The sequence below is a fragment of the Alteromonas sp. BL110 genome, from assembly GCF_003443615.1.
GTDB lineage: Bacteria > Pseudomonadota > Gammaproteobacteria > Enterobacterales > Alteromonadaceae > Alteromonas.
Genome location: NZ_CP031967.1, coordinates 3,455,651 through 3,466,742 on the forward strand (window position 1 = coordinate 3,455,651; position 11,092 = coordinate 3,466,742).

The window sequence follows — 11,092 nt, forward strand, 5'->3', positions numbered from 1 at the left end:
TTTTAATGGCTTTTATTAGGCCAAAACGACTTTCAGGAATGTATCATGAATCAGACCGTTACCGATCATCCCGTGTACCCACATTTGTTTCGCCCGTTAGATTTAGGTTTTACTACCCTTAAAAACCGCGTTCTAATGGGCTCTATGCACACCGGTTTAGAAGAACTACCCGACGGCCACAAACGTATGGCAGCATTTTATGGCGAACGTGCCAGAGGCGGCGTAGGTCTTATCGTCACAGGCGGAATAGGGCCAAATGAAGAGGGTGCTACCCATCCATCAACGTTTCGTTTAGATACAGACGAATCGGTTAAAAACCACAAAGAAGTAACTGACGCTGTGCACATTGCAGGCGGCAAAATTTGTATGCAAATTCTGCACACGGGCCGCTATGCGTATAGCCCTAAGCTTGTAGCTCCTTCTGCGGTACAAGCGCCAATTAACCCGTTTAAGCCAAAAGCACTTGAAGCTGAAGAAATTGAAAAGCAAATTAAAGATTTCATTACTGCCGCAACCCAAGCCCAGCGCGCGGGTTACGACGGTGTTGAGATCATGGGATCTGAGGGCTATTTCCTCAATCAGTTTATAGCAAAACGCACAAACCACCGCGACGATGAGTGGGGCGGCGAGTACGAAAATCGCATCCGCTTGCCCATTGAAGTAGTGCGCCGCGTGCGTGAGGCGGTAGGTAAAAACTTTATCATCATCTATCGTTTGTCCATGCTCGACCTTGTGGAAGGCGGCTCTACTTACGATGAAGTGGTAGAACTTGGTAAAGAAATTGAAAAAGCCGGAGCAACTATCATTAATACTGGCATTGGTTGGCACGAAGCGCGTATCCCAACCATCGCCACAAAGGTACCCCGAGCGGCATTTACGTGGGTAACGGCTAAATTCCGCGAAGCACTATCAATTCCAGTAATTACGTCAAACCGTATTAACACGCCTGAAGTTGCTGAAGACGTGCTGTCTCGCGGTGATGCTGACATGGTATCAATGGCCCGCCCATTCTTGGCTGACCCTGACTTTGTGCGCAAAGCGCAGCAAAATAAAGCTGATGAAATCAATACCTGTATTGGCTGTAACCAAGCCTGCCTTGACCATGTGTTTAACGGCAAAATGACTAGCTGTTTGGTGAACCCACGTGCCTGTCACGAGCTTGAAATAAACGTTAAACCTGCGGAAACGAAAAAGCGTGTAGCGGTGGTAGGCGCAGGCCCGGCTGGATTAGCAGCGGCAGTGACCAGCGCCGAGCGCGGTCACGACGTTGTGATTTACGATGCGTCTAGCGAAATTGGTGGGCAATTTAATATTGCCAAACAAATTCCAGGTAAAGAAGAGTTTTACGAAACGCTGCGTTATTTCAAACGCCAAATTGAGCTTCATAAAAACATTACGGTTAAGCTAAACACGTACGTTGATGCTGCCGCGCTAAACGATGAAGGGTTCGATGAAGTCATGATTGCGACTGGCATCAAACCGCGTACGCCAGCGATTGAAGGTATTGAGCACGAAAAAGTACTCACCTATATTGAAGTATTAAAAGAAAAGAAACCTGTTGGCAATAAAGTAGCCATTATCGGCGCTGGTGGTATTGGATTTGATACCGCTGAGTACTTGTCTCATGGCAAAGAAACGCCAAGCCAAGATATTCCTGCATTTATGAAAGAGTGGGGCATTGACATGACCTTCTCTGCTCGAGCGGGCATTGAAGGCGTTAAGCCACAGCCTGAACCTTCACCACGAGAAATTTTCCTATTACAGCGCAAAACAACAAAAGTTGGCGCGGGTTTAGGTAAGACAACAGGCTGGGCGCATAGAGCAGGCTTACTAGCCAAAGGGGTTACTATGATCCCAGGTGTAAGCTACGATAAAATTGATGATGAAGGGCTACACATTACGGTAGAAGGCAATAGCCAAGTATTGCCGGTGGATAACATCATCATCTGCGCAGGCCAAGAGCCAATGCGAGATATCGTTGAAGGCTTAAACATGCCTTATCACTTAATTGGTGGAGCTGATGAAGCGTTAGAGCTAGACGCAAAACGCGCCATCGACCAAGGCACGCGAGTGTGCGCAGCGGTTTAATTGTCTAGCGCAGAAACGCGATTAAAAATGTAAGCGCCTCATCAATAGGTGCTTCAGATTCATTATAGACCCCTCTTTTTTCGGAGGGGTTTATTTCATTTAGCAGCCGAAGGCTGCTATTTTTTATGAAAATAACGAAACCAGACCTGTTTGAGTCTTTGATGGTAGCTTAGACCTGTTATTATCGTTTTCTTTTTTTCGAGATAAACATGGCATACAGCAACACCCAGGACTTAGTTCAAGCAGTTACTAATTCCCCAGATACTATCGAATTTAACGACGTTATTGCACTTATCGATAGCGCATTTACTTTCACGCCCACTGCTTTCACCAATGGTGATGTGAAAAACGAAGCGAACCAGAACAACGGCTCTTGCAAACTACTCGCACTTGGTCAGTATTTAAACCTAAACCAAGCTCAAACCTTAGCCTTATTTGGGCGTTTTTATCGAGAAGATGTACTCAATAACCCTAACGGTGACGACCACGCCAATATCCGCAACTTTATGAAAACAGGGCATGAAGGCGTAGTGTTTGATACATTCCCTTTAGTTGAGCTGCAAAATTAAGGCACCACACCATAGTCGCTTCAAAGGCGAAAGTAGTAAAACTCTCGCCATAGCGTAAATAGCGTTAATTACGCTTGGTTAAACTCAACTCGCTAGACTGCGGCATTATCGCAAAGTCAAACTGCCCTAATACGTTCATTCCCAGCAAACCATCAGCATCGGGTAGGGCGTCTTCGGGGAGAACAATGGCAGATACATCATTAAACTCGTATCCAGCGAAATAAAAGCGAGGTATTTGTACCAGTGGAGCTTCGATAGTTCCTGATGCAGTTCTAACATTGAAGTTGCCAATGAACGTGAGGTTTCGCATACGGCCCAAGCGAGCAAATAATCGCGATGATATCGCGGTAGTACTGGCTCCCGTATCTAAAATCATATTGGCTTTCTGGTTAAGCGCTTTTGCGTCAAGACGGTATTGATCGCCAATACGCTGCAAAGCTACGCGAGTTTGATAACGCGCGGCATCAACGTCTGATGGCGCTAGTTCGCTTTCGCTTGGCGTGTTATCTATGTTGGCCATATCGCGCATGCCATAGGCTTTATTGCGAATGATATTAGCGTCCCTGTCGTTAGATGGAAGGGCAGCAAGCACGTCTTCCATTAACGTAAGCTTTTGCTGATAAGCGTAAGCTTCAGCCAAGTTAAGGGTATAGTGTTTCGCGTCGGGTATGCGCTGATACAAGGGTTCATTTAGCCTAGCCACCAGTTCCCATTGTTCGTCTTTACTCAATTGAGTCTGCGCCTGCTGATACAAGGTAGCAATTTTTGTGTCTATAAACGTGAGCGTCTCGCTTGAAAGAGGCAGTTCAGCCAAATCGTAATAATGTACGAGTGCCGTCGGAAGCGGCTTTGTTAGTTCAATTAGCTCACCTTCTAGTAATAGCAAAGATTCATTAAGCGGGTCAATTTTTAAATTGTTTGTAAGCTCAGTGGCAAGTAATGCATATTGCCCGTTATTAAGTAATGTTGTTAGTGCTGATAGCCGGTCTTGGTCTATTTGAGATGAAGAGGCACCTAGCGCTTTTATTTTACTAGATGGCGTATTTACCCCTTTAAAGTCGCGAGAGCGAGTATTGGTAAAGGGCTTTTCCTTACTCTCTATATTTACATCGCTATTGTGCTTAGCATTGTCTTCCAGACGGTGTTCATAGCTAGCCTCTAATTCATAAGCTTTGTCGTTGTGCTGTTTTAGGTTAACCCAGAGGTAAATATTCATGCTTAACGACACGCAAAGAGTGAATAGAAGGACTGCCGCTAGCCAGGTTCTCATTTGGATATACAAGCCTCGCCGTATATATCCACAAATTGCTTAGGCATTCGTTTAGGGGCGCCTGTATCAAGGCTAACGCATACAAATGTGGTTATAGCATCGAATACGGTTTTATTTCGCTTAGTGCAGATAAATTGAAACTGGCGTTTCAAGGTAAGTTTTTTATCACAATGCACTATCCAAGTGGCGCATTCTAACGTATCACCAAGATGAGTTGGCAGATGATAGTTAAGCTCATGACGCTTGATCACCATACCTCGGTTTAGCACCTGATAGTCGGCAAACTGTAAGCCAAGGGCGTTTGAATGGGCCCATGCGAGGCTTTCTAATTGCGACAGATACGCCACATTGTTCACGTGTTGATAATGATCGATGTGTGTTTCATCAATATGCCATTGCTGTACATAGGGGTTATCTAACATCCAATCACGCATGGTGGAGCTCAAACTTCTTCCTCAATTGTATACGTTGTTTTTATGCTGGCTGTTACATTACTGTTAGCCCAGCATCGCTGTTTTCGCCGGCCTGTTTTGGCAACTTACAAAACAGGCAATGGGTTTTCCTCTGGTAAGGCCAAATCGTCCTTTAACAATAATTGCATTATTGCTTTTTCTCTTACTAAAACAGGTTGTATAAAGCTTTGTACATCGCCTAGGGCTTTAAAAGCATTAAACCCGCGCTCTAAAAACTCATGCAGAGCTAGTAACCCGGCTAATTTAGCTGGGCGACGAGATAACGAAATTAACATACCTATACCACGAATTTTTATTACATCAGAGAGTTTATCGCCCAAATGAGAAATTATGTCGATTTGATGCGCTCTATCTTCCATCCTGCCCACATTACGATAAGCCAAGGCGTAGTTGTCTCGGTTGATGGGCTCACCAGGAAAATGGCTTTGTAGATATTGGGCCATTGCCATGTCTAAATCGAACGAAAGTGCATTTAACGATAATGCGTCGTCCATAGCGTTCATGGCTTTGTCGGGCAATACTTTTGCGAGTTTAGGAATAACTCGAACTAAGTCGGCGTCGCGCTGGCTAAAATCTTTTGGCCCGTACAATTCATCTACAAAAAACGCCATGGCTTTTTGATAGCGCTTTTGCTTTGCCAAGTCGTCGTGAGTGACCAGTAAACGCTTACACTGCCAATGTTGCAGTTGATGAATGATAGGCATTACACCCAACTGATTAGCTAAATCACGAAGGGCATTTACCCGATGAATATGTTTAATGATCTCTTGCGCCAAATGCGAAACTCCCTGTTGAACTAATATGACTGGTTCGCTGCTGTAAACCTAGATTGACCTAAGCATGCGTGCCTTTCAAGTGAGAAGACAAAGTTTTACTGGTATACTCCACCGCCATTGATTTAGCTCACTCGTTTAGAACTTATTGACCGCCATGAAGATCGCAAGTCATCACGCTTTGTTTGACCCCGACGTTCCCGCGTTAATAGCGCTGTTTAATTCTACATTTGAAGATTTTAATACGCGCTTGGTTTTAGGTGATGATGAACCCATTTACCTCCCTGCAGGCGTTGAAAAGCCTTACCATCGAATCGTGTTTGCTCATGGATTCTTTTCAAGTGCTTTGCATGAAATTGCGCACTGGTGTATTGCGGGAGAAAAGCGCCGACTATTAGAAGACTACGGTTACTGGTATTGTCCAGACGGGCGAGATGCAGCGCAGCAAGCTGACTTTGAAAAAGTAGAAATCAAGCCTCAGGCTATCGAGTGGGCGTTTACAGAAGCGGCAGGCAGAAAGTTTCAGGTAAGTACAGATAACTTAAATGGTGCTGAGCCCGACAGAGAAGGCTTTACCCGAAACGTGGCTGCTCAGCTAGAAGCCTATAAAGCTAATGGCTTTCCACCACGAGCTGAACGTTTTATACACGCGCTGTCATCTGTGTTTGGCAAAAGTAAGTTGTCTACTTTACCCAGCAGCACAGCAGGACATAAGAAAGCTGGAAATACGCCATCAAATTTAGAAAAAAGCGAAACAGGTTATGGGATAGGAGTTGTTGCTGAATGAGTCAAGTTAGCACTAGTCAATCAGTGTCTGAGCGCAAGCCTATATTCAAGCTAGGCGTTATAGTTAACCCTTTTGCCGGTATTGGCGGAGCGCTTGCGCTTAAAGGTAGCGATGGTGCTGAAATTCGTGAAAAAGCCCTCGCGATGGGCGCAGAGAAAAAAGCCAACGAAAAAATGGCCAAAGCGCTTAGTATTCTAGAAGCTCTATCCGGGCAATTTACTGTCATGACCGCGTCAGGCGATATGGGCGAGACCATATGTGAATCTCTAGGTATTCCTTATGAAGTAATCTACACAGCTGATGCCGCACAAACTGAAGGTGAAGACTCAGAGCGCGCAGCCAAAGCAATGGTAGATGCCAACGTTGACTTACTGCTGTTCGCAGGTGGCGACGGTACAGCGCGAAATATTTGTAGTGTAGTGGGGACTCAGGTGCCCGTGCTAGGTGTGCCTGCAGGTTGTAAAATCCATTCTGGCGTTTACTGCGTGTCGCCCTCAGCAGCAGGTCAGGTAGTGAGTCAAATGATTGCAGGCGAGCTTGTAAGTGAAATGGATGCTGAAGTTCGAGATATTGACGAAAACGCTTTCCGTGACGGAAAAGTTATTGCTAAACATTACGGTGAAATGCGTGTGCCTGCTGAACTCACTTATGTTCAAGCTGTAAAAATGGGCGGCAAAGAAGACGAGGCTTTGGTGCTTGATGACCTTGCTGCTTATGTGAGCGAAATCATGGACGATGAGCCTGACACTTACTTTGTTATGGGCTCTGGCTCTACGGTAGGCGCTGTCATGGAGTTCCTCGGCTTAGATAACACCTTGCTAGGCGTTGATGTGGTGAAGCAAGGTGAGCTAATCGCAAGTGACGTTACTGCCAGCGAACTAATTGCGCTGACACAAGGCAATCCCACGAAAGTCATTTTGACGGTTATTGGTGGTCAAGGCCACATTTTGGGGCGTGGAAATCAACAGTTAAGCCCAGCGTTTATTCGTCAAGTTGGCAAACAAAACATGCTCGTCGTTGCCACTAAACAAAAACTACAGGCGTTAAACGGCAAGCCGCTTCGGTTAGACTCAAGCGACGCAGCACTAGACACTGAACTAGCAGGCGCGTTTACGGTGATAACGGGCTACAAAGATAAAGTGCTTTGTCAGGGAATTTAAAGACTCAGCCCAATATTACTAGTGCGATTCATTGCCTTAAAACCAAATTTTATTATCTCTAAATGGGAATTGAAATTTAGAAATAAAGAACTGAAATTAACAACAGAAAGGAGTAAGACGTGTTACCACCTGCTGCAGCACCAGAAAGTGTCGTTAAAGCTATTGCAGATATTGAGGCATCGCTTGATGACGTGGTAAATCACGGTAGTGATGATGAATTGTTTATTGCCAGCTACTTACAAGGCCATTTCGCGGTAGAGGCACGCCAACTAGAGATGCAAGAAGGCGCTACCGTTGGGATGCTTAATGAAAAAATGCTGGAAAGTCTTAATAATGCTTTCGCTAACAACGAATTAGAAAGTAATGACGCTCAGCAAGTCAAAGCACTTTGGGCGCGGTTAGTCGCAATGTAATTGCGACTTTCCTTATCTGTCTTTCCATAAGAACTATCTCTTCCGCTCATCGTTTTTCCCTCTTTTACAATCCGTTACAGTTTTCTGTATCACAGCCCTTTATTAACAGCCAGATTGGTTTATGTTTAGTACAGGCGTAAGGCCGCTTTGTGGTGCCTAGCACATTCTGGTGTTCAGCGCAGATAATATGCGGATTGGTATAAAAATATTAAGGATGACGACATGACTGTACTTAAGCATCTCACCCAGCGCTTGAAAGTGAGCGTAGGTGTGCTGGCTATAAGCAGTGCGCTGATTAGTTCAGCGTTTGCCAAGAACGATATCAACATCGATTACGAAAAATTTACTACTGATAACGGGTTAACCGTAATTGTTCACGAAGACCGTAAAGCACCAGTAGTTGCTGTGGCGGTGTGGTATAAAGTGGGCTCAAAAGATGAGCCAGAGGGTAAATCTGGGTTTGCGCATTTATTTGAACACTTAATGTTCAACGGCACCGAGAACTATGATGACGAGTGGTTCGGGCCGCTTCAAGAAGCCGGGGCCACAGGCCTCAACGGTACTACAAACTTTGACCGTACTAACTATTTTCAAACCGTACCGACACCCGCTCTTGACCGTATCCTATGGATGGAATCTGATCGTATGGGGCACCTGTTAGGTGCGGTTACACAAGAAAAGTTAGACGAACAGCGTGGCGTTGTACAAAATGAAAAGCGCCAAGGCGAAGATCAGCCTTATGGAAGCGTATTTACCCATATTTTTGAAGGCTTATTTCCCGTCGGGCACCCCTATCACCATACGGTAATAGGCTCTATGGAAGACCTTAACTCAGCTTCTTTAGACGACGTGAAGGGCTGGTTTAACCAATATTATGGGCCCAACAATGCGATATTGGTACTAAGTGGCGATATTAACGCTGAAGAAGCCAAACCTTTAGTTAATAAATACTTTGCAGATATTGAACCGGGCCCCGCACTGTCTAAGTGGGAAGCATGGGTACCGAAACGCAGTGCAAACACCCGGGAAGTGATCCAAGATAAAGTACCACAGTCGCGTATTTATCGTCTTTGGGTTTCACCTGAAAATACATCTTCAACTGCAACCGATCTTTTTATCGCCGCAAGTGTGATGGGGGATGGCAAAAACTCACGTCTTTACAAAGAACTTGTTTACGATCAGCAAATCGCTACCAATGCTTCGGTGTTTAATTACGAGCTACAAATGGCGTCTATCTTCGGTGTGACGGTTGACGTAAAAGACGGCGTTGATGTGGCTAAAGTCGAAAAAGAGATTGATAACGTCATCAGCGAATTCTTACGCAAAGGACCGAGCAAAGACGAAGTTAAGCTTGTGTCGACGAAACAACGCGCTTCAATCATTCGAGGGCTCGAAGAGGTAGGGGGCTTTGGTGGTAAAGCCGATACTCTTGCCAGTGGAGAATTTATTGCTGGCGACCCTAACTACTTCAAAACTGAATTAGAGGAGCTAGGAGAGGCGACGCCCAAAGGCGTTAAAGCGGCTGCGAATAAGTGGTTGAAAGAAGGGTGGCACCAAATTACGGTTATGCCATTTATTGAGCATACAGCATCTACTGAAGGTGTAGACCGTAGTTCAGGTTTACCATCGATTAATGCCGAAACCAAATTAAGCTTTCCTGAAGTGACAGAAACTACGCTATCCAATGGTATTAATGTAGTATTTGCAAAACGCTCTACGGTTCCATTAGTTAATGTGGCTGTACAGTTTGATGCAGGTTATGCTGCCGATGCGGGTGGCAAGCTTGGGCTTGCGAGTTTCACCACGCAGATGCTCGACGAAGGGGCGGGTAAATACGATGCCTTAGAACTAGCTGCAGAGCTTGAACAGTTGGGAACGAATTTAAATGCAGGTTCAAATCTAGACACCACCACAGTTAGTATGTCGATGTTGACGGAAAACATGGAACCTTCTTTGGCGCTATTGGGGGATATATTGAAATCGCCCACGTTTAAAGAAGAAGAGATTGAACGTCAACGTGCCCTTATATTAAGCAATATTGCACAGCAAAAAACGCGTCCTGTAAGTATCGCGCTGACTTTGCTTCCGCCACTCATTTATGGTGATGATCATGCCTATGGCATACCATTTACCGGTACAGGTGTCGCTAAAGACGTCCAAGAAATTACGCAAAGCGATCTAGTTGGCTTTAAAAATACGTGGCTACGCCCTGATAACGCGACAATTTTTGTAGTGGGTGACACCACATTGGATACAATTGAGCCAATGCTGGAAAAGGAATTTGGCCGTTGGAAAGTCAAAGGCGACAAGGGCGCGAAACAAATTACTGAAGCGTCAATGCCCGACCAAGGCCAAGCGATTATTATTGATCGCCCAGGTGCGCAACAGTCACTTATTCTGGCCGCGCATTTGGCGCCTCCAACAGGGGCTGACAATAATATAGCCATCAATGCTATGAACCAAACATTAGGTGGCGCTTTCACTGCTCGCGTGAATATGAATTTACGCGAAGATAAAAGCTGGTCTTATGGTGCGTATACCTTCCTGCAAGACGCCAGAGGGCAGCGGCCGTTTATGGTGTATGCGCCAGTGCAAACCGATAAAACAGGGCCGTCTCTGCTTGAACTCAAAAAAGAGCTCAATGCATATATAGGGGAAAAACCGCCGATGGCGAATGAATTGGAAAGAGCTCGATTGGATGAAGTCCGCTCGTTGCCTGGTCAGTTCGAAACTGCCAATGCGGTGATGTATAGCCTCTTATCGAGCAAGAGATTTAATAGAGAATATAATTATCCAGAGTCTTTGGTCGAAAAGTACAATGGCTTATCTTTAGACGATTTAAGTAGTGCGGCGAAAGAGGTGCTGCATCCGGAAAAACTGACTTGGATCATCATTGGTGATGCGGAAAAAATCAAAGCGGATGTTGAAGCAGCGGAACTTGGACCTGTCAGTGTTCAAAGCATGAATTCACTGTAATAGGCGACACTGCAAAGAGAACGAAAGGGTCGAGAAATTTCTCGGCCCTTTTTTATTCAAAATTATTCACTAAATTCGTCAAATGCCCGCAAAGCATCGGCAGCATACATAAATGATGGGCCGCCTCCCATGTAAACGGACATACCGCACACTTCTTCGATTTCTTCACGGGTAGCACCTAAATGCACTAATGCTTTAGCATGAAAGCCTATGCAGCCATCACATCGCGTTGCGATACCAATCGCAAGGGCGATAAGTTCTTTGGTTTTTTTATCCAATTCTCCATCGGCAGTCGCTGCTTTGGCCATATCAGAAAACCCTTTCATCACTTCTGGTACGCCTTTTTTAACCTCAGCCAGATACGGATTTAAGCTATCGGTAATTTCTTTATATGACTTTGTCATGGTGTTCTCCTAAGATGAATGATATCGGGCTTTCATGTCTTTTTTCTTGCAGCACAAAAGCGCGTAAAAAGAGGCTATCTACTAGCCTCGTTGGTCAATGTCACCATTCATCATATACCTGTGGCTTAATAGCAACATGATTCAGGTCAATAGTGGTTTATATATCTGTGACAAATGCG

10 protein-coding genes are annotated in these 11,092 nt (G+C 45.1%); 6 read left to right on the forward strand and 4 right to left on the reverse strand.

The genetic code is table 11. The annotated features are described in order from the left end of the window. Positions 1 to 45 precede the first annotated feature (45 nt). Both D1814_RS14925 and D1814_RS14930 read left to right on the forward strand, forming a co-directional pair. A complete protein-coding gene (locus tag D1814_RS14925) occupies positions 46 to 2,088 on the forward strand; it encodes an NADPH-dependent 2,4-dienoyl-CoA reductase (protein ID WP_118493634.1) in 2,043 nt (680 codons plus the stop codon). A 209-nt stretch (positions 2,089 to 2,297) separates the two neighbouring features. Beyond that, on the forward strand, positions 2,298 to 2,657 hold the full coding sequence (locus D1814_RS14930; RefSeq protein WP_118493637.1) for a HopJ type III effector protein: 360 nt from the start codon (positions 2,298 to 2,300) through the stop codon (positions 2,655 to 2,657). Positions 2,658 to 2,721: 64 nt separating this feature from the next. Here the strand turns inward: D1814_RS14930 and D1814_RS14935 are convergent, their stop codons facing one another. The 3 genes from D1814_RS14935 to D1814_RS14945 form a co-directional block, all read right to left on the reverse strand. Beyond that, positions 2,722 to 3,927, reverse strand: coding sequence for a retropepsin-like aspartic protease family protein (locus D1814_RS14935; RefSeq protein WP_118493640.1), 1,206 nt, complete (start codon positions 3,925 to 3,927; stop codon positions 2,722 to 2,724). Further along, a complete protein-coding gene (locus tag D1814_RS14940) occupies positions 3,924 to 4,361 on the reverse strand; it encodes an acyl-CoA thioesterase (RefSeq protein ID WP_409049191.1) in 438 nt (145 codons plus the stop codon). Before D1814_RS14940 ends, D1814_RS14935 begins: the two co-directional genes overlap by 4 nt. Positions 4,362 to 4,465: 104 nt before the next feature. Beyond that, positions 4,466 to 5,176 (reverse strand): FFLEELY motif protein, encoded by a 711-nt coding sequence (locus tag D1814_RS14945; protein ID WP_118493646.1) that lies wholly within the window; start codon positions 5,174 to 5,176, stop codon positions 4,466 to 4,468. A 154-nt stretch (positions 5,177 to 5,330) separates the two neighbouring features. On the opposite strand from D1814_RS14945, the gene D1814_RS14950 reads away from it, so the two are divergent. From D1814_RS14950 to D1814_RS14965, 4 genes are all read left to right on the forward strand, one after another. Next, complete coding sequence (locus D1814_RS14950; RefSeq protein WP_232368898.1) at positions 5,331 to 5,960, forward strand: elongation factor P hydroxylase; 630 nt, start codon at positions 5,331 to 5,333, stop codon at positions 5,958 to 5,960. Beyond that, complete coding sequence (locus D1814_RS14955) at positions 5,957 to 7,120, forward strand: ATP-NAD kinase family protein (protein ID WP_118493649.1); 1,164 nt, start codon at positions 5,957 to 5,959, stop codon at positions 7,118 to 7,120. Before D1814_RS14950 ends, D1814_RS14955 begins: the two co-directional genes overlap by 4 nt. A gap of 119 nt (positions 7,121 to 7,239) precedes the next feature. Next, positions 7,240 to 7,533, forward strand: coding sequence for a YfcL family protein (locus tag D1814_RS14960; RefSeq protein ID WP_118493652.1), 294 nt, complete (start codon positions 7,240 to 7,242; stop codon positions 7,531 to 7,533). A 222-nt stretch (positions 7,534 to 7,755) separates the two neighbouring features. Further along, positions 7,756 to 10,509: a M16 family metallopeptidase gene (locus D1814_RS14965; protein WP_118493655.1), complete on the forward strand. Its 2,754-nt coding sequence runs from the start codon at positions 7,756 to 7,758 to the stop codon at positions 10,507 to 10,509. 62 nt (positions 10,510 to 10,571) lie between these two features. On the opposite strand, the gene D1814_RS14970 is transcribed toward D1814_RS14965, so the two are convergent. Then, positions 10,572 to 10,913 carry a carboxymuconolactone decarboxylase family protein gene (locus D1814_RS14970; protein WP_118493658.1) on the reverse strand — a complete coding sequence of 114 codons (342 nt, stop codon included), beginning with the start codon at positions 10,911 to 10,913 and terminating at the stop codon, positions 10,572 to 10,574. Between the last annotated feature and the right edge of the window lie 179 nt (positions 10,914 to 11,092).